Annotated in this window: 20 protein-coding genes; 12 read left to right on the top strand and 8 right to left on the bottom strand. The window is 48.9% G+C overall.

The features are described 5' to 3' along the window. Positions 1-292 precede the first annotated feature (292 nt). From BZG73_RS07320 to BZG73_RS07295, 6 genes are all read left to right on the top strand, one after another. On the top strand, positions 293-1732 hold the full coding sequence (locus BZG73_RS07320) for an ATP-binding protein (RefSeq protein ID WP_077667988.1): 1440 nt from the start codon (positions 293-295) through the stop codon (positions 1730-1732). Beyond that, positions 1704-2369, top strand: coding sequence for a response regulator transcription factor (locus BZG73_RS07315; RefSeq protein WP_046075870.1), 666 nt, complete (start codon positions 1704-1706; stop codon positions 2367-2369). The genes BZG73_RS07320 and BZG73_RS07315 overlap by 29 nt, the downstream gene beginning before the upstream one ends. Continuing rightward, a complete protein-coding gene (locus tag BZG73_RS07310) occupies positions 2366-3271 on the top strand; it encodes a DUF2861 family protein (RefSeq protein WP_231637471.1) in 906 nt (301 codons plus the stop codon). The genes BZG73_RS07315 and BZG73_RS07310 overlap by 4 nt, the downstream gene beginning before the upstream one ends. 123 nt (positions 3272-3394) lie before the next feature. Further along, a complete protein-coding gene (traF, locus tag BZG73_RS07305) occupies positions 3395-4525 on the top strand; it encodes a conjugal transfer protein TraF (RefSeq protein ID WP_077667976.1) in 1131 nt (376 codons plus the stop codon). An 86-nt stretch (positions 4526-4611) separates the two neighbouring features. After that, positions 4612-4770, top strand: coding sequence for a YoaH family protein (locus BZG73_RS07300; protein ID WP_077579155.1), 159 nt, complete (start codon positions 4612-4614; stop codon positions 4768-4770). A gap of 85 nt (positions 4771-4855) precedes the next feature. Beyond that, a complete protein-coding gene (locus tag BZG73_RS07295; protein ID WP_046075867.1) occupies positions 4856-5410 on the top strand; it encodes an HD domain-containing protein in 555 nt (184 codons plus the stop codon). Positions 5411-5459: 49 nt separating this feature from the next. Here the strand turns inward: BZG73_RS07295 and nadE are convergent, their stop codons facing one another. Further along, entirely contained in the window at positions 5460-6299 is an 840-nt protein-coding gene (gene nadE / locus BZG73_RS07290) for an ammonia-dependent NAD(+) synthetase (RefSeq protein ID WP_046075866.1), read from the bottom strand. A gap of 198 nt (positions 6300-6497) precedes the next feature. Between nadE and BZG73_RS07285 the strand changes: the two genes are divergently transcribed. Next, the gene (locus tag BZG73_RS07285; protein ID WP_046075865.1) at positions 6498-7016 is read left to right on the top strand and encodes a nicotinate-nicotinamide nucleotide adenylyltransferase; all 519 of its coding nucleotides are present in this window, start codon (positions 6498-6500) and stop codon (positions 7014-7016) included. Positions 7017-7050: 34 nt separating this feature from the next. Here BZG73_RS07285 and BZG73_RS07280 read toward each other — a convergent pair whose 3' ends face one another. Beyond that, entirely contained in the window at positions 7051-7722 is a 672-nt protein-coding gene (locus BZG73_RS07280) for a cupin domain-containing protein (RefSeq protein WP_077667975.1), read from the bottom strand. 194 nt (positions 7723-7916) lie between these two features. Here BZG73_RS07280 and BZG73_RS07275 point away from each other — a divergent pair, with 194 nt between their 5' ends. Beyond that, a complete protein-coding gene (locus tag BZG73_RS07275) occupies positions 7917-9071 on the top strand; it encodes a lysophospholipid acyltransferase family protein (protein WP_077667974.1) in 1155 nt (384 codons plus the stop codon). 21 nt (positions 9072-9092) lie between these two features. On the opposite strand, the gene BZG73_RS07270 is transcribed toward BZG73_RS07275, so the two are convergent. Further along, positions 9093-10007, bottom strand: a complete 915-nt coding sequence (locus tag BZG73_RS07270) for a LysR family transcriptional regulator (RefSeq protein WP_046075863.1) — start codon at positions 10005-10007, stop codon at positions 9093-9095. 461 nt (positions 10008-10468) lie between these two features. On the opposite strand from BZG73_RS07270, the gene chrA reads away from it, so the two are divergent. Continuing rightward, positions 10469-11614 carry a chromate efflux transporter gene (chrA, locus tag BZG73_RS07265; protein ID WP_077667973.1) on the top strand — a complete coding sequence of 382 codons (1146 nt, stop codon included), beginning with the start codon at positions 10469-10471 and terminating at the stop codon, positions 11612-11614. A 139-nt stretch (positions 11615-11753) separates the two neighbouring features. On the opposite strand, the gene BZG73_RS07260 is transcribed toward chrA, so the two are convergent. Then, positions 11754-12788: a Gfo/Idh/MocA family oxidoreductase gene (locus BZG73_RS07260; RefSeq protein WP_077667972.1), complete on the bottom strand. Its 1035-nt coding sequence runs from the start codon at positions 12786-12788 to the stop codon at positions 11754-11756. A 284-nt stretch (positions 12789-13072) separates the two neighbouring features. On the opposite strand from BZG73_RS07260, the gene BZG73_RS07250 reads away from it, so the two are divergent. Together BZG73_RS07250 and BZG73_RS07245 are read left to right on the top strand one after the other, a co-directional pair. Continuing rightward, complete coding sequence (locus BZG73_RS07250) at positions 13073-13477, top strand: antitoxin Xre-like helix-turn-helix domain-containing protein (RefSeq protein ID WP_077667987.1); 405 nt, start codon at positions 13073-13075, stop codon at positions 13475-13477. Beyond that, the gene (locus BZG73_RS07245) at positions 13443-14165 is read left to right on the top strand and encodes an RES family NAD+ phosphorylase (RefSeq protein ID WP_235606033.1); all 723 of its coding nucleotides are present in this window, start codon (positions 13443-13445) and stop codon (positions 14163-14165) included. Before BZG73_RS07250 ends, BZG73_RS07245 begins: the two co-directional genes overlap by 35 nt. A gap of 304 nt (positions 14166-14469) precedes the next feature. Here BZG73_RS07245 and BZG73_RS07240 read toward each other — a convergent pair whose 3' ends face one another. Beyond that, positions 14470-15021, bottom strand: coding sequence for an RES family NAD+ phosphorylase (locus tag BZG73_RS07240; protein ID WP_077667969.1), 552 nt, complete (start codon positions 15019-15021; stop codon positions 14470-14472). Beyond that, the gene (locus BZG73_RS07235) at positions 15014-15376 is read right to left on the bottom strand and encodes a hypothetical protein (protein WP_046075841.1); all 363 of its coding nucleotides are present in this window, start codon (positions 15374-15376) and stop codon (positions 15014-15016) included. Before BZG73_RS07235 ends, BZG73_RS07240 begins: the two co-directional genes overlap by 8 nt. Positions 15377-15608: 232 nt before the next feature. Here BZG73_RS07235 and BZG73_RS07230 point away from each other — a divergent pair, with 232 nt between their 5' ends. After that, entirely contained in the window at positions 15609-16499 is an 891-nt protein-coding gene (locus BZG73_RS07230; protein ID WP_077579138.1) for a TPR end-of-group domain-containing protein, read from the top strand. A 69-nt stretch (positions 16500-16568) separates the two neighbouring features. Here BZG73_RS07230 and yciH read toward each other — a convergent pair whose 3' ends face one another. Both yciH and BZG73_RS07220 read right to left on the bottom strand, forming a co-directional pair. After that, positions 16569-16892, bottom strand: a complete 324-nt coding sequence (yciH, locus tag BZG73_RS07225; RefSeq protein WP_077667968.1) for a stress response translation initiation inhibitor YciH — start codon at positions 16890-16892, stop codon at positions 16569-16571. 94 nt (positions 16893-16986) lie between these two features. After that, positions 16987-17355: a DUF3319 domain-containing protein gene (locus tag BZG73_RS07220; RefSeq protein WP_046075839.1), complete on the bottom strand. Its 369-nt coding sequence runs from the start codon at positions 17353-17355 to the stop codon at positions 16987-16989. Positions 17356-17528: the final 173 nt, after the last annotated feature.

The raw sequence follows: 17528 nt of genomic DNA, 5'->3' as shown, positions 1-17528 counted from the left end.
GTCGATTTTACGAACAAGATGGTCTTTGGGAACAAGTTGTTCCATCGTCACCATTTCAAGTTCATATTGGTGTGGAGAAGGTTCTTGAAGCATACCGGAGCATCCCTATTGCGACACTCCTATTAGATCAAAGGTCTAGCTCGAAAGCTAGACCTTTGTCAGCAGTCTGAGCCAGTTTCGACTGGCTCTTTTTTTTCGCCACGTCTTTTGGCGTGACGGAGAGTGCCGGGCGCTGCCTTGGAACTTACACGGCACTGACATTTTGATAAAAATTGATGGTAAGCTTGCGATCATGCGAATTCTGCTGCTACTCATTCTCACATTGACTGGCTGGCCAACCTTGGCCGCGAGCACGTTCTCGGAACAGATGACTGCCTTTCGTGCGCAGTTATTGCTTGCCGATCCCGTTGCACGCTATAACCTGATTGGTATTAACCGTGCGTTCCCTCGTGTGCTGCTTAGCCCCGATAGCTTGTTGCCGCAGAGCGCTAATTATCCTTTAAAAGATATTCGCCGCCTTTATCAAGCTGCACAAAAATGCCAAGGCCCGTGGCCGGTCAATCCAAAGGTGACAGAGCCGTTGGTGTTCACGCGAGCGATGTGTAATAACACTCAGCTTCCGGTGGCATGGTTCTCTCGGTCTGGCTTTATTCATCCCGGTGGGGGAAGTTACGCGGCAAAATATGCAGAGCAATTTCCTGAGCGGCGCAGCGAACTAATGCGTTTTTTTCATATTCAAGAGCGGCCTCAAGCAGAACCAGACAGCTTGTTGGGACGATTGCAGCGGATGGAGTCTAATGCCGTTGATGCCTTAAACAGCGGCGCTAAATCGTTAATCAGTCAGAATGAGATGTGGGTGCGCGTTGGCAGTTATTACCATTTATACCAAGCCTCGCAATGGCAGCCATTACTGGCCGAGTTTGATTTAAGGATCACCCCTCGWGGRGAGCAAGAYTTCTGTTTGGCGCGRGTGGGCAACATTTGTTGGAAYGARGAAAAAGCGCCCAGTTATTGGCCCTACTTGGTYGGARCATTAATYRTTATCAACCTYGTKGCACTGGGYGGTTGGGCGTTTAACCGTTGGACGGTGCAGCGCCGGTTGATGCAAGAGCGTATGCTGGTGTTGCAAATTCTCACCCATGAACTGCGCACGCCGATTGCGAGCCTCTCCATGACAGTGGAGGGCTTTCGGCGCAAATTTGATAGTTTACCCGATGATTTTTATGAGGAGTTCCGCCGGCTTTGCGAGGATTCGCGACGCCTAAAACAATTGGCAGAGGCAAGTAAAGATTATTTACAATCCAACCAGAAACCTCTCAGTAAAGAGACGATCCCTTCTGTTGAAGAGTGGTTGGGTTATATTTGCGACGAGCACCAAGTTACGTTACACGTAAGCCAAGATGGTGCCGTGCGAGCGAATGTTTATTGGTTAGCAACATCGTTGAACAATTTGATTGCTAATGCGGTCAAATATGGCGTTGCACCCGTCGATGTTCATGCTCACGTGTCTGAGGATCGTTTTACGATCGCGATACGCGATCAAGGGGAACTCACGGCCAAGGACTGGAAACACATACGTAAACCTTTTGTCAGCCAAAGTGGACTTGGACTGGGGCTGACGATTGTAGAATCCATGATTGAGCGAATGGGAGGGAAGTTAATTTTATCTGGCCCACCCACCACATTTACTTTGGAGATTCATTGTGACGCAAGCGACGTTACTTCTGGTTGAAGATGATGCCAACCTGGCTGATGGTTTACTGGCAAGCTTGGAACAAGCAGGCTACCGCTGCTTATATGCAGAAAATGCGACAAAAGTGGCCGAATTATGGAGAGATGCCGATCTCGTGATCCTCGATCGCCAATTGCCAGAAGGCGACTCCATTGAGTGGCTAGCGGATTGGAATAAGCTTAAAACCATTCCTGTGATTTTACTGACGGCCATGGTCTCGGTGCGCGATCGTGTAGGCGGCCTGGACTCCGGCGCCACAGACTATATCACCAAACCCTTTGCGGAGGCCGAGTTGCTTGCGCGCGTGCGTGTGCACCTTCGCCATCCCGTGGGTGAGGTGGAAGTCTCGAGCGATGACCTCATTATCAATGATGTGCGTATTGATACCGCGAGCCGAGCGGTATTTTGTGGCGAAGAAGAGATGACTTTGACACGAACTGAGTTCGACCTTTTACACTTTTTGGCCAAGAATGCGGGACGGGTATTTACGCGTGATGAACTATTGGATCAAGTGTGGGGCTACAACCATTACCCTACAACTCGCACCGTCGATACGCACATATTACAGCTGCGGCAAAAGCTACCTTCGGTCAATATCGAAACCTTGCGTGGCGTTGGCTACCGTATGAAAGCATGATGAAAAAGTGGGTTGTTTCTGGAACATTACTGACGATTTTGACTGCAAGTGGTGTGCATGCAGCATGGTTTGATGGCAATGATGCATTAACCAGTGCCCATCAGCGCCTGTTAGAGGGGAAAACCGCGGCCAGTGTCGAATCGATGATTGAGGCGTGGCAACAGCCCAGTCTTTCAGCGTCGCGTCAGGATCATCTGGCTCAGTTATTGGCACTGGCCATTACTGAAGATTGTGGCCGTAGTTTGAGTCGTCAGACGTTGCCGGATTGGCTGAATAATGTCTCCATTCGTCGAGAAACGGTGCAGACTACCAGTCGCGTTTACTACCGCGTCCAAGTGGCGGGAGAGTCGCAGCCTGGCGTTGAGGCGTTTACACTGAAAAAATGGCCGGACGAAACCGTCATCAGTGACGATTTATCGACAGAGCAACAACATCGCTGGCGCCTTGTGAAAGATGGGCTATCAGAGCCGGTTTCTGAAGGGCTTTACCAGTTAACCGCTGAGTCAGTGGCGGGAGAGACATGGTCTAGTTGGTTATTGCTGACACAACCTCAGCCGCGTCAAACGCTGAGCTGGAAAGACACCCGCAGTTGGCACATTGCGCCTTTTGATGATTTTAACTCAACCTGCCAGCGTCCTTTTTTGACGCTTAATCTTTATCCGCAAAACCAAACTGATGGCGCACCGATTTGGTCGGCAGAGAAGCACAAACGACTCCCGACTCAGTTGCCCATGCTGGATGTACCCAATGGACAGTATTGGTTCAGTGTTGCCTTGATTGAGCGTCGCTGGCAAGGCGCGTTATCGATAGAAGAAGTACAGCGCATCGGGCGTGCGATTGATCTGCCGGACTTGGACCCCGGCTCACTTGAGGCGATTGCGCCTGAGGCTGATAATCAGTAAAGCGACGTTTAGATGTGTCGTAGTTTGATAAAGCTCACAGGTTTTAGTGAACGCTCTCCACCCATTGGGTTTTGCCTCTATTCTTGCTTTTAGTAGCGAGACAAACAATATAGAGGCCGCTCAATGACTTTTAAAACGAAAGCACTTGTTCTAGCGTTAGCCACGTGCTCTGCCAGTGCGATGGCTGCAACCAATCCCACCGATGCGCGCGGCAATGCGATGGGCGGGGTGGGTGTCGCATCGGGCGACTACCTCTCTGCTGGCTTTCATAATCCTGCTTTGGCGGCGCTTGACCCTGACAGCGCGTTTGGTGTTCTCGTGCCTTATCTTGGCGCTGAGGTGCGTGACCCTGATGAGCTGGTTGATGGGCTTGATGATGTAGCGGATGCGTTTGATACCAATGATGCCAATCAAATTGAACAATCATTGAGAGCGGTGCAAGGCGATAAAGCGTATCTCGATGCAGGCGTCGGTGCCGCAGTCGGCATTCCTACTGGCTCTGTCTCGGCCACCCTTTATACCTCAGGGTTGATTGAAGGCGCGGTGTTACCTGATATCGACACCAGTGATTTTGGTGTCACTTCCAACCCCAATTCAACTGCGACCATTATTGCCGCGGGTATTGGTGAGTTAGGGGTCGCGTTGGCCACTAACCTCGAGCTCGCGGGTCAGCGAGTGGCGGTGGGCGTGACGCCGAAACTACAGAGAATTACCACCTATAATTACGGTGTCGCGGTTGACGATTACGATACGGATGATTGGGATGATAGCCGCTACCGTGAAGAAGAAAACACGTTTAACCTGGACCTTGGCGCCGTCTGGCAGTCCGGCCCTTATCGGGTGGGGCTTGCAGGCAAAAACCTTGTTAGCCAAGATGTCGATACTGTGACCAGCGCGAGAACCGGTCACAGTTTCACCTATGAACTTGAGCCGCAAGTCACGCTGGGTTCAGCCTTTGTATCTGACTTTGTCACCCTCGCGGCGGATTTGGATTTGAACAAGAAAAAGGGCTTTAAAGGTACCCTGGATGTGGACGATGACACCCAGTTTTTCCGGGTTGGGGCAGAGTTTGATGCCTTTGGTCATGCGCAGTTACGTACCGGTTATCGCGCGGATCTTGAAGATAACGTCGACAATGCGTTTACGCTCGGTTTAGGGTTGTCTCCCTTTGGTGTGGCCAACTTCGATATTGCTGCCAGTATTATTGATAGCGACAGTTATGGCGGATCGGCTCAGCTGGCATTCACATTCTAGCCCTTTATTGATGATGACAAATGATGAGGCAGGCCCTAAAATGGCCTGCCTTTTTTGATCACGATTTACCACCAAGAGAGTTCCCTATGTTTGATGGCGTCACGTTAAACCATGAACAACAGCAAGAAGCGGCAGAGCGCATTCATGCACTGATGGCAGAAGGGATGAGCAGTGGCGAGGCCATTATGCACGTTGCTAATGAAATCAGAGCGCAAGCGGCGCAGGCATCTTCGTCTGAAGAGTGAGACAAGCTGCAAACAAATCGCCTTTTTATTTACAATTCCGCCAATCCCTGATTTATTTAAAGGAGATCAGTAAAAGGAGTGTCGGATGAGCAATCGGCTTGAAAAGGCGCGCGAGTGGGCGAGGGTGCGGCACGCACTGCAACGTTATGGTGCCCAGCCTTATCGTTGTCACCTTGATCATGTTGAGCGCATTGCCGCGCCCTTTGGTGAGCAAGCACGCATTGTGGCGCAATTGCATGACATTTTGGAAGATACCGCCACACGTGTTGACGAGATCTCAGCACTTTTCGGCCCAACGGTTGCCAGAGCTGTCATGCTCGTGACGGATCCCCGACGGCCAAGCCGGGAAGAGAGAAAGCGCGCATTGAACCAGCGTTTGATCGCGCTCGATCCGAGCGATGAAGCTGCGTGGCTAGCATTAGTGGTAAAAACCTGTGACCGTTTAGCCAATGTGATTGCCAGTAGTGAGCACAGTCCGCCGCGTTTTTTACAATATCAACGCGAGCATGGAGGCTTCCGGGTCGCGGTGTATCGGCCAGGGTTATGTGATCACCTCTGGCGTGAGCTTGATGGCTTGATTGATGCCGGCCAACAAGCAGACCGGCACCCAGATCATCAACTGCACGCATCCATCTCTTGACTCAGACTAAGCCAGACACGCTTTTCTCCTTAATGCTTTAGTTCATCAATCAGTTATCGAGATCATAAATTGTCGGAATCGGTTGACGTTTGTGCTGTGTGGCTTGGTAAACCTGTATGATTTTCTCCTTAACCGCGTTATCGACAGGCTTGCCCTCAAGAAAATCATCTATTTGCTCATAGGTCAGCTGTAGCGCATCTTCATCCGCTTTTTGCGGTGATAAGTCCTCTAAATCAGCGGTGGGCGTTTTATGCACCAAGATGTCTGGCGCCCCCAATGTGGCCGCGAGTTGACGAACCTGGCGCTTGCTTAAACCAAAGAGCGGCGCAAGATCACACGCACCATCGCCGAACTTGGTATAAAAACCCGTGATGTTCTCAGCTGAATGATCGGTACCAATGACCAGCCCTTGGGTTAATCCTGCTATTTCATACTGTGCCACCATTCTTGCGCGTGCTTTGACATTGCCTTTAGCAAAATCAATACGGCTATCACTATCGGGCAGTAGGCCAACGGCAGATACCGCGTCTAAAACCGATTGGTGGTTACCATCGACACCCGGCTTAACGTTTACTGTGACGGTTTTACTCGGCTTAATAAAAGACAGTGCGAGTTGCGCTTCGTCTTCGTCTTTTTGTTCGCCATAGGGCAACCTAACCGCAATGAATTGATAGTGGTCGTTGCTTGCTTCTTGGTTAAGCTCTTCAACGGCTAACTGTGCCAGTCGTCCACATGTCGACGAATCGACACCACCACTGATACCTAACACGAGGCTACGTGTCCCTGAACGTTGCAACATGGTTTTGATAAAGGCGATGCGACGACGGATCTCTGTTTCAGGCTCGATATTCGGTTGAACGCACATGGCTTCGCGGATCTGGTGTTCCATCTTATGTTCCTCTCAATCACTCTGGCATACGATGTAAATGAAGACGCTATGGGGTTATTGTGCATGATCTCTGTTGGCTTGGGTATAGCGCGAGTGAATCTCCTCACGTTGATGGCGACAGGTTAGGCTTTTGGTTAGATTCATGGCATCATCTCCCGTAATCCCTAAACGCGAGAATGACTTGGCGAAGAGCGTATAATGACAGAGCAAATAGCCGTATTTGGCAGTGCATTTAATCCACCCACTCAAGGTCACGCGTCTGTTTTGGCGCAATTGTGTCATTTTGACAAGGTGCTGCTAGTGCCAAGTTATAAACACGCATGGGGCAAAATGATGGCACCTTACGAGACACGATGCGGGTGGGTACAGGCATTGATTAATGATTTGCGCTTACCGAATCTACACGTGTGTCAGCGAGAGGCGTCGTTAGGGCAAAAAGGTGACGCTGTCACGACATACATGCTGCTTTCCGCGTTACAGCGCGATTACCCTGATGCAGCACTCACGTTCGTCGTTGGCCCTGATAATTTGCTCAAATTTGGCCAATTTGCGCATAGTGCGCAAATACTCTCTCGCTGGTCAGTCTTAGGGATGCCTGAGACGGTGGTGGTGCGTAGTACACATATTCGCGAAAGACTGGCGCAAGGCTTACCGATTGATGATCTCACTACACCCAGTATCGCAGCACAGCTGAGCGAGACGGTCTTTTGTCGCTAACGGCCTATCGGTGCGTTTTCAAGAACACGCGCGTTTAGCGTTCAAACACACAGGCATAGCGGGTATACAGGGTGTCAGCGTCGGCTGTGGAGAGTCCGGCCGACTCAGCCGCGCGCTGCGGTGTTTTACCGGACTTTATCGCCGCTCTGAGTTGTCGAACAGTAAAATACTCTTGCAGTTGTTCAATGGTTAGCTGGGTGAGTGCTTGTAATTGGTAGTGTTGCGCTGCGTTCACCGGTGGCTGACCTGTTTGGGCGCACGCCGCACAATCTGCCAGCGCTTGTGTGGGCGCATCGAGTTGTTGCGTCGGAGCCAGATGCATGATTTGGTCAAGCAGCACGGCTTGAATGTGATGCGATTGCTGTGCCGTTAATACGGGTGCTGTCGGCGTGCCAAGTTCTATCAAGCCAGCGGTCAGTAATGGAGGCAAAACAACATGCCCCACGCGCTCAGGGAGAGGGTGTTGTGTGCGTGGTGATACGGCCAATTGGTGTAAACGGGTATCGGGCGTGATGGTCAGTGCGTGAAGGCACTCAAAAGGTAGCCAGAACCCCTGACCGGTATAGACAGGGATATCTGTTTTTCCTAAGCGAACAAGCACCAAACCGTCCTCAACATAAAGCAGGTTCGCTGTGTAGCGACGTTTTCGAGGGGTGAATATCAATGAGGGTGTGTGATAAAGAGTGTATTCGCTCGTGTTCTTCATAACCGTGTCTCGATGTAATAAGGCGGCAATGGTGAGCACTTTTGTTGGCGAGGTCAAGTCAAGGACGGCAAGTGGAACTCTTAACCCGCTTGAAGGTCTGACCTCCAACCTGTGTAAAATTTCGGTGGGTTCACTTTGAATCCTTTGTTGACTGCGTAGAATGGCGCGGTTTTTACTCGATATAATGGAAGAAAGTGCAGACAGTTAACGATCCCTATCAAGAGATTCGTCCTTATCACGACGACGAAGTTCCCAGTGCGATTCAGCGCCTCATCCAAGATGATGAGTTCATTAATGCGATCTTGTCTTATCGCTATCCACATGCGTCTGGCCCACTTGGTTGGCTTTTAAAGCCAGCGCTGAAATTGTATCTAACCAAAAAGTGGAACAACATCAAAACAGTGCAGGATGTTCAACTGCATGTTGCCAGTTACATGCGCAAGATGATTAAAACAACGTGCGACAAAGTCACGGTTTCAGGCATAGAAAAGTTGGATCCGAATAAAGCGTACCTCTTTGTCTCGAATCACCGAGATATTGCCATGGATCCCGCGTTAGTAAACTGGTGCTTGCACCAGCAAGGGCTTGATACCGTGAGGATTGCCATTGGTGATAACTTATTGCGTAAGCCGTGTGCGACCGAGCTGATGAAGCTCAATAAAAGCTTTATCGTCAAACGCTCTGCCAAAGCACCACGTGAAATGATGAAGTCGCTATCACAGCTTTCTTCCTATTTACGCTTATCGCTGGATGAGGGGCAATCTATCTGGATTGCTCAGCGTGAGGGGCGGGCAAAGACCGGTCAAGATGTCACGGATCCGGCGATCTTAAAAATGTTCTTCATGGAAGGACGAAAACGTAAGCAAGCGTTTGATGCCTATATGGAGGCACTGAATGTGGTGCCTGTGGCTATCTCTTATCAAAATGATCCGTGTGATGTGGACAAAGCGACTGAATTAGATGCGGTCAACCGCCTTGGCGCCTACGAAAAAAGCGAGTTTGAAGACATTCAAACCATTGTGAAAGGGATTGTCGGAGATAAACGGCATGTGCACGTGGCGTTTGGTGAGCCTGTGACGTTGTCACAAGACTCGCCCGAGTCAATGGCCGCGAAAATTGATGCGCAAATCCACCAGTTATACCGTTTATACCCCGCAAATTATATTGCCGCTGGGGTAGAACATGACAGTGTCACGCCAGCAGAGCAGCGCTTATATGAGCAAAAGCTTGCTCAGGCTCCCGACGCGGCGCGTGATTACTTGCGCCAAATGTACGCAAACCCGGTACTCAACCAATCAAAGACGGTGCCAACCTCCAATACGCCAACCAGCGGTCTCACTGCTGAGTAGTGATAAGTGACGGCGTCACGATTAAGGGCGATCCCAAGTCGGGGGATCGCCAATTTCTTGCAGCATAAAGTCGACAAACTCTCTCACTTTGGGCGCGAGATGCTTGCGTCTTGGGTAAACAATGTAAATGGGTAACTCAAGACAAGGCTTCCATTCAGGAATGAGCTCAATAAGCTCGCCTTTTTCTATTTCCTCGTTGATAAGGTAAGTCGCTAAATAGGCAATGCCAAGTCCCGCCTTTACCGCCTCTAGCACAGCGGGCGCGTTATTTATTGTGTACTGTCCGCTAACATGCACCACTTGCTCTATGCCCGCTTTTACAAACGGCCATTTATCATAGCGGCGTTCACGGCTTTGATAGGTAATGCAATCGTGCTGACGCAAATCACCCAGTTGTTGTGGTGTGCCTCTCGCTTCTAGGTAGCTGGGTGCCGCGACCAGTTTAAATTGGCAATCAGCCAGCTTTCGCGCCACCATGCCTTCAGGAGGATGTTCATGGATCGCGACCCAGCAATCATAGCCTTCCTCGACGAGGTTAGGGCGGTGGTCAAAAAGGTTAATGTTAAGATTAAGCGCGGGATAAGCTTGGCGGAATTTAGCGAAGTGGCGCGTCATTAATGTATTGCCAAACGACTGTGCGACCCCAATTTTTAGTTTTCCTGTCACTTCATTCCGATAGCCTGCCACCATTGCCTCAGCTTCATCCAACGTGGCGATCAGTTGGCTACCGTATTCTGCATATCTGTTGCCTACTTCGGTAAGCGATACGGAACGCGTGTTGCGCTGCACCAACTGCACACCGAGCCGATCCTCTAAATAGCGAACCTGTTTACTGACCTGGGACTTAGAAATTCCTAGTTTTTCTGCTGCGCGAGTAAAGTGCTGCTCTTGCGCAACAGCCGCTAGCACAACGATTTGTTGAAGGTAATCGAGCATTCTACGCACATCCGTTTCATCAATAGGGTGAGACTACCACATAACGTCGGCTGTCAGGAATGTGTGTGACAATGTCACGCATTATGTTCGTCTAGGGTGGTCATCTATGCTGCCTCGAATCTATTTTATTAAATGCGAATATGTTGTGACATCGACACTTCTATGAGAGCACGACTTTTTGCCTTTGTAAGCGACAGATGATCACCTTACCTTCATTATCACGATAATCATCACAACATACAAAATATTGTTTTATATGCAAAAGTAATGATTGTTTCTCTGAGTAGACACTTAACTTTTAGAGTTGTAAGTACTCACTCTTGTTTGTGTTGTAAACTTACACATCACGATTATGCGGTGCTATGCCTTGTTTATCTATTAATTTAATCGATTCATTAAATCAAAATGTCTTGTTTTTGTTCATTGTTCTATTCGCATACACTCTTAGCAGGAGGTGAGCAATGATTGAGTTGATCAAACAGTTTTTTTTGTTGGGCTGTATGTCCTTTGGTGGGCCCGCCGCCCATGTGGGTTATTTTGAGCGGGTTTTTGTCAAAAATAAGCGATGGTTAAGCGAAGAAACATTTGCTTCGGGTCTGGCAATCAGTCAGTTTTTACCCGGTCCGGGAAGTAGCCAGTTAGGCATGTATATTGGCTATCAGCGTGCAGGGTACCTGGGGGCGTTCGGCGCATTTGTGGCGTTTACCTTACCTTCCTTTGCCTTATTGACAGCAGTGGCGGTACTAAACAGTGGCGCGCAGGCAGCAGACTGGGTGGCAACGATCATCAGTGCGGCGAAGTTATTGGCGGTGGTGGTCGTCATTGATGCGACGGTGTCGATGGGTAAAAAGTTTGTCAGCTCGTGGGTGACTGCCGCTGTCGCAGTTATAACGGCATTGTGGTTGTTACTGACGCCTTCAGGCGTGTTGTACCAAATTCTGCCCATTTTGGTCGCCGGCATGATTGGCGCAATAGGGTTTGCAAAACCGCCGCAGAGCCACACTGTCGTGTCTATTGCGTGGCGTCGTAGTGCCATTATTATTGGCCTGTTTTTATTATTGCTAACGGTGCCTTGGTTGTTTAACCAGACACTTTGGGTACAAGTGTTTAATCTTTTCTATCAGGCAGGGAGCTTTGTGTTTGGTGGTGGCCATGTCGTGCTACCTTTACTTGAGCCCATAGTTGGTGACGTTGTCACAGATTCTGCGTTGATTGAAGGGTATGCGGCGGCACAGCTTGTGCCTGGCCCTATGTTCACGATGGCGAGCTACCTTGGTGCCAGTATTGATGGCTTGTCACCGCTTTGGGGCAGTATTATTGCCACTATCGCGATTTTCTTGCCTGGCGCGTTGCTGATGTTTGGTGTTTTACCTATCTGGGAGGCGGTGAAAACGCAGCCTCGTTTAGCCGGTGCGATCAGCCTCATTAATGCCAGTGTCGTGGGGTTACTCGCTGCCGCGCTTTACCAACCTGTATGGGTGTCTGCCTATACGCAACCCCTTGATTTATTGCCGATAGCGCTAGGTTTAATGGCACTTATCAAGTGGCGTGTTTCAGTGTTTTGGTTGCTCCTATTGATGATGGTGTATCAGTTTACTCTCGCGTAATACGCGCCGAATTTTGTAGCCCTGCCATGTTCTGGGCTACATTTTGGCATTATAATGCACTATAACTTTAGTGGTTGTTCGAAAAAAGCTCAGTCACATCTGTCAATGTAGCTAAGCTTTATTCATCAATTGGTGAGGATCAGGCTTGGAACTGCCAGGGTTGGCGACTGCCCGTATCAGAGGCTGTTTGTGCCAGCTCAATGGCATAGATAACTTTGCTGGCGGAGATAGGGCAAACAGGCGAGGGTTGGTCATTTGTAATTGCCTGAGCTAACCCGTCGAATAGTCGATGGTATTGGCCATCTTCTAAGGTCAAGGGATCAGGTGTGACGCTGTCACCAATCTCAAGCATTCCCTGATACGCTTGTTCTCCGAAGCCGGAGACGGTGACCATTAAACCGGCGCGTAGTTGATCCTCTTGGATATCTAAACCAAACGTACTAAAGGTCGCTTTTTCACCATGAACAACAAAACGCTCTGTGGTCCCAGATCGATAGGGACTTGAGGAGAGAACCACCTCTTTGTCTGGGTAATGCAGGGTGACTTGAAAGTAGTCTGTCGTCTCACTGCCTGGCCGGAGTGCGCGGCAGCTGGCCGAAACCGCATTCGGATCCCCTAATAAGTGCAGTGCTTGGTCAATTAAATGTGAGCCCAAATCATACAAGATACCAGCGCCTTCACCTGGTAGCTCTCGCCACCGTTGACGCACCTCTGGGCGGTAGCGATTAAAGCTAGAGTGCATGACTTTGATGTCACCGAGCTCGCCTGCAAGATGTAAGCCTTTCAGAGTGAGAAAATCACCATCCCAGCGGCGGTTATGGTAGGGGCACAATACTAAGCCTTTCTGTTTAGCCAGCGCGGCCAGCTCAAGGCCATCACGACTATTGGTGACAAAAGGCTTTTCCACTAAGACATGACAACCGGCTTCTAATGCTTGTTTAACATGTTGGTAGTGGAGATGGTTGGGTGTGGTGATCACCACCAAATCCGGGGTTTGTTGTGCTAATAAGGTGCTGAGATCATCAAAGCAGGCCGCTTTAGGTAACCGTTGTGCAACCTGATCGGGTTTACTGGACACGACAGCTGAGATAGCAAACTCAGAGATTGCGCTCAGAAAAGGAACATGAAATGTATTGGCAGAAAAGCCAAAACCCACCAAAGCTGTTTTTATCATAAAGCTCACTCGCATTGACGACGTATTATCAGCACTTTATCGGACATCGACATGCCAATCAATCCAAGCGAGATGAGGTGTGATAACGCGTCGCTGTTGAATGCGCCAAGGCATACAAAAGGGCGACATCAGAAGAATGCTTTAGGTTGTTGATACGCTTGCGAGGTTTGGTCAATCCAAGACGAAAAAATGTCTCGAGCCGTGTAAGGTTATCGGTCTCATTGTGGACAAAATTAAACATTGAGTCCACAATGAGAGTATGCAAACATGAAATGGTGAATGATATGGCAGCAGCACAAGCACTAAAAGCGGCAGACAAGAAGAGAATGGCTCAGGTCGGCTTCAAGGCTGCTGTAAACATAATGGAAGGATGGGGATGTRCCGGAGCAGACATGCAACGAATTCTTCGCATACCAAGGTCTACGTTCCAAAAGTACAAGGCTAACCCAGACACGATATCTATGGATGATGATCAGCTTGAGCGTTTAAGCTACATCGCAAACATCCACGGTAGTCTTCGAATCATCTTCGATAACCAAGAGAACGTTCAGGGGTTCATGTCTATGGAGAACAAAAACGCTTACTTTGAAGGGCGGACTCCTTTATCTATTATTAGTAGCGGCAAGTTTGCTGACCTCTACGAAGTGTTCTGTCGTGTCGACGCGTTACGTTCCGGTCAGTGGGGATAAAATGCTGAATGCTCTAGAAAATGAAGCGGTAGGATATAGGCTTATTCCGTCTAAGTACCCGACGATTGACTTGTTTGATGATGTCCTCAACCCTGAGGACTTTGAGGTGATGTATCAACTGCAAGCATTGACGAATCCACGTATTCGCGATGAAGTGGGCGATGTATCCCTGATTAAGCCGGAAGAAATCCCGTACCACTGTGAGCGTGGGCGTAGCTATGCTGTCGCTGCCTTTACTCACATTAATCGTGATGGTTCACGTTTCGCTGATGGCAGCTTTGGAATGCTGTATATCGGCGACACCGAACAAACCGCTTTAAAGGAAGTCATGTATCACCAGCGCAATTATTGGACTGATGTTAATGGGCTTCATTATGATCGCTTGGTGTTTAGGGCGCTTCGTTTCACATTTGATGACGATAAAGTGATTGATGTGCGCGATAAGCCAATGACCGATCCAATCTACGACCTTATTGATTACTCCGCGGCACAGGCGCTTGGTCGTCAGGTTCGGCAAGATGATACGTTAACAGGGATCCGCTACAACTCAGTACGAAATGAAAAAGGGAGCTGTTGGGCGATGTCTACGCCACAAGTCGTTAGCGACGTCATACAATGCTTCCATGCAGAAATGATTTGGAACGGAAAAGAAATCAGTCAGGTCGAGAAGATTTACTCAATGGCGTAATCGACACGATTGCATGTTAACAAACAAACCCTCAGTACGCATTATGTATGTTATGTTAAATATAGTTTGGGAGTGCAGAAGTAAAACGAGGTTTGTTGTTTATCATATAGAGAGCGCTGCTGATGCGCCATTACGACAACTGTCGCCCTACTTAGCGACGTGTATTCATGCTTGCCCATCATTCACCATAAACGATATTTACCATAAAATAGCTAATCACCACTTTCTTTAATCAACTCAGCTCAAATGCTCCGCTTGACCTAAGCTGCTCCAAGCGCGCGGTGATGAGCCAAAAAGATCTGCGTTATCTTATACTTTTACCGCATTGAAGCGTCAGCTCGTCAAAGTCATCGATCACTTTAACCATGTTGGGTGGCGTATCACTCCATCGCCAAAATACCATGTTTTTCATCCTTCGGGTGGCGCCACGCGCAAAACTGGGCACAATAATGGCGTTGACCTTTGCACTGATAAGCTGTTTCGATAAGTGCCAACTATCGGGAGTTTGGCTCTGGGTCACTTGATCTAACCAAGCACAGCTTAGCGTCGAGGGCTTGATGCCACAGTTTAGCAGCACTGTCTCATCGGTCAGGTCGAGTACATTGTCACAGTCGACATCATACTGACATATTGTCAAAGGCTGAGCTTTAAAACGAAACCCCTGCTGAGCCTCTACCCATGCACCCGATTGAGACAATGAGGTGTACAGAGCGGCAACGCCTTTGGGGTTAAAGCGCCCACCATTGCGTCTTGCTCCTTCCCCACTGTTAGGCGCGTATGACCAGCGAGGGTTATGGCCACGAAATACCGCACCTTCAAAGCGAAATAGGTATTCCTGTAGCTTTTCTTTACGCATAACCGCCTTCGCTCGTATGGTTAAGGTAGGCTCTCAGCGCGTCCATTCGATCGTGTTTAACCAGTTGCTCYGCGGTTAATCCGCCAAACTCTGGTAGCCCTTCGCTCCGATACCATGCGTAGGCATGAAATTCATTTCCCGTCCACGGAAGGATTCGGTTGATCACTTCTGTGCAGTTACGCAGTTGTTGCTGTGCCTTGATCGTTGAGTATCGCTCTGTGCGGCTTAACGTGGAATAAGGTAATCCAGACAAAGACGCGATTTCTTTCAAATTGGTATGGAAGAACGCGGCCATTTTGCTTGGTTCGACGATACCCTCTGCGTTCATGACTGCATCTAAAATGGATTGGTTCATTTCGCTCACCATGTCAGCAATATTTGACTTATATACATCCAATATGATTGTCAGTATGGTTATTGTCAAGGCGAGTATGCGCTGTGCTTAGCGTATCAATCATGGCACGTGTAGGGCGACGGATTGTGAAAAGTCATCTTATCGGCGAATTCCACCTGTTAACCTTTTTAGTCTGCAGAAGGTTTGCTAAAGTCTCGCTAGTTCTAAACTGATTCGTTACATAAGGATAACCATGAAAGCGCACATTTGGGCTTGTTTGCTCGTGGCGTTGGCAAGCTTCAGTGTTATTGCTGAAGATGAAAACGATGTCAAGCATACCAAAGCGGCGAAAGAGCCGACGTCGTATGCTGAGCAAAGTATCTACGATAAGCCGTTGATGGAAAGATACGTTTTGGATGAAATCCGAAACTTAAGAACAGATTTCCAGGCGCTAGAAAAGCGAATGGTGACGGAAATTACCGATCGTGAGCTGGACGTAGCGGATAAGTCATTGAACTATGCCAACGTGACGGTGACCTACTTCTTTTATTTGATAGCCGGTGCGGCCTCATTGATTGCATTGGTTGGTTGGCAGTCTTTGCGCGATATAAAAACCAATACCAAAGAGTTGGCCGATCAACAACTGTCAGAGATTGCAGAGCAATATGAACGCAAGTTCCAAGCCTTGGAGCGGGACTTGAAGCGTAAAACACGCATTATTGCAGAAAACAATAAAGAGATTGAGCGTATCAACGAGATCCATAACTTATGGCTACGCGCTCAACACTCGCAGACGCCTGAGCAGCGAATGGAAATTTACAATGAAATCCTGAAAATTCGCCCAGGTGACCTCGAGGCGCTCACCCATAAAGCGGATGCGGCAATGGAAATGGGTGAATACCATTGGGCGTTGAGCATCAGTAACCGCGTACTGGAAGTGGATGAACGTAATGCCAACGCCCTCTTCCAGCGTGCGTGCGCCTATGCGCGATTGGGGGCTGAAGATCAGGCAGTGTCTGACTTAGAACTGGCGGTTGCAGAAAGTGCGTCGCTGCGCGAAGCCGCCCGTGAAGAAGCGGACTTTGAATCATTGCATGGTAATGAGCGCTTTGATGCCTTGATTGATGCTGAAGGCCAAGTTTAAATCAGGCGGAATACAAAAAGGCAGCGTGGGCTGCCTTTTTTACTGCTATTAGGATGTTGTTTTTAACACCTAGCCACCTGCCAGTTTCACCGTATAGCCTTTCTTTTCTAGGTGCGCCTTGAGGGTATCACGCTTGTCCCCTTGGATTTCAATGACGCCCTCTTTGACTGCGCCACCACACCCGCACACTTTTTTAAGCTCGGCGGCCAGCAGTTTCAGCGCGCCATCATCGAGATCCAACCCGGTTACCAGGCTGACGCCTTTGCCTTTGCGCCCTTTTGTTTGTCGCTGAATACGAACGATGCCATCACCTTTAGGTCGGCTTGGCTTTTCTGGCTCGGCTTTAATTCTGCCCGTTTCGGTCGAGTAAACTAAATGATTATTGTCAGACATAACTCTGTCTCGTTGAAGCGTTTGACCTCACTATATCAAAGCTGAATCAACTTAGCAGCCAGTGATAGAATGAGCAACTCGGTGACTATCCGTATTAAGCACGGAGTTGCTCTGCATTTTTATCAATAAATTGTTTGAGCGCAGGCAGCGAGCCTTTCATCAAATTACCACGCACAATCATGTACCAGCCTTTGCTGTCTTTATCAGGGTTATCATTCATGATACGAAAGCCCTTGTATTCCTCGACTTGGCGCGTTCCGGTGCCGTCTACATCTTCCTCCTCGAGATCCGCAGGATCAACCAAAGTACTGGTGTCCGCCCACCATTCAATTGATTTCTTCACCGCTTGTAGGCTGCCTGATATCACCTTTCCACCTAACCTAGCGCGGTATTCTTCTGTAATGTCTCCGCTGCCCTCGGTTTTCTCAATCGCATACCCGCGATGAAAAAGGCGTCGAGTCATGGCTCTCTCCTTTCGCGAACAATAATCCGATACCTATGTATGCAATGGATTACGAACATTCTTCATTTTTAGACTATTATCACGTGTTGTTCGAGCAATTTCATCAAGCCTAAGCCGCTGATAGACCGAGTAATAGGCAAATTGAGATATGTTTCAAACAATTTGCACTGATG

Source organism: Salinivibrio siamensis (assembly GCF_001996005.1).
Classification (GTDB): Bacteria; Pseudomonadota; Gammaproteobacteria; order Enterobacterales; family Vibrionaceae; genus Salinivibrio; species Salinivibrio siamensis.
The sequence above is the reverse complement of the archived record's forward strand: the minus strand, read 5'-3'. Positions and strand labels throughout refer to the sequence as shown.

What these genes read in the sequence shown, in the direction of transcription:
- BZG73_RS07310 (WP_231637471.1), top strand. Translation starts at nt 2,366, where the DNA reads ATGATGAAAAAGTGGGTTGTTTCTGGAACATTACTGACGATTTTGACT.
- traF (WP_077667976.1), top strand. Translation starts at nt 3,395, where the DNA reads ATGACTTTTAAAACGAAAGCACTTGTTCTAGCGTTAGCCACGTGCTCT.
- BZG73_RS07300 (WP_077579155.1), top strand. Translation starts at nt 4,612, where the DNA reads ATGTTTGATGGCGTCACGTTAAACCATGAACAACAGCAAGAAGCGGCA.
- BZG73_RS07295 (WP_046075867.1), top strand. Translation starts at nt 4,856, where the DNA reads ATGAGCAATCGGCTTGAAAAGGCGCGCGAGTGGGCGAGGGTGCGGCAC.
- nadE (WP_046075866.1), bottom strand. Translation starts at nt 6,299, where the DNA reads ATGGAACACCAGATCCGCGAAGCCATGTGCGTTCAACCGAATATCGAG.
- BZG73_RS07285 (WP_046075865.1), top strand. Translation starts at nt 6,498, where the DNA reads ATGACAGAGCAAATAGCCGTATTTGGCAGTGCATTTAATCCACCCACT.
- BZG73_RS07280 (WP_077667975.1), bottom strand. Translation starts at nt 7,722, where the DNA reads ATGAAGAACACGAGCGAATACACTCTTTATCACACACCCTCATTGATA.
- BZG73_RS07270 (WP_046075863.1), bottom strand. Translation starts at nt 10,007, where the DNA reads ATGCTCGATTACCTTCAACAAATCGTTGTGCTAGCGGCTGTTGCGCAA.
- chrA (WP_077667973.1), top strand. Translation starts at nt 10,469, where the DNA reads ATGATTGAGTTGATCAAACAGTTTTTTTTGTTGGGCTGTATGTCCTTT.
- BZG73_RS07260 (WP_077667972.1), bottom strand. Translation starts at nt 12,788, where the DNA reads ATGATAAAAACAGCTTTGGTGGGTTTTGGCTTTTCTGCCAATACATTT.
- BZG73_RS07240 (WP_077667969.1), bottom strand. Translation starts at nt 15,021, where the DNA reads ATGCGTAAAGAAAAGCTACAGGAATACCTATTTCGCTTTGAAGGTGCG.
- BZG73_RS07230 (WP_077579138.1), top strand. Translation starts at nt 15,609, where the DNA reads ATGAAAGCGCACATTTGGGCTTGTTTGCTCGTGGCGTTGGCAAGCTTC.
- yciH (WP_077667968.1), bottom strand. Translation starts at nt 16,892, where the DNA reads ATGTCTGACAATAATCATTTAGTTTACTCGACCGAAACGGGCAGAATT.
- BZG73_RS07220 (WP_046075839.1), bottom strand. Translation starts at nt 17,355, where the DNA reads ATGACTCGACGCCTTTTTCATCGCGGGTATGCGATTGAGAAAACCGAG.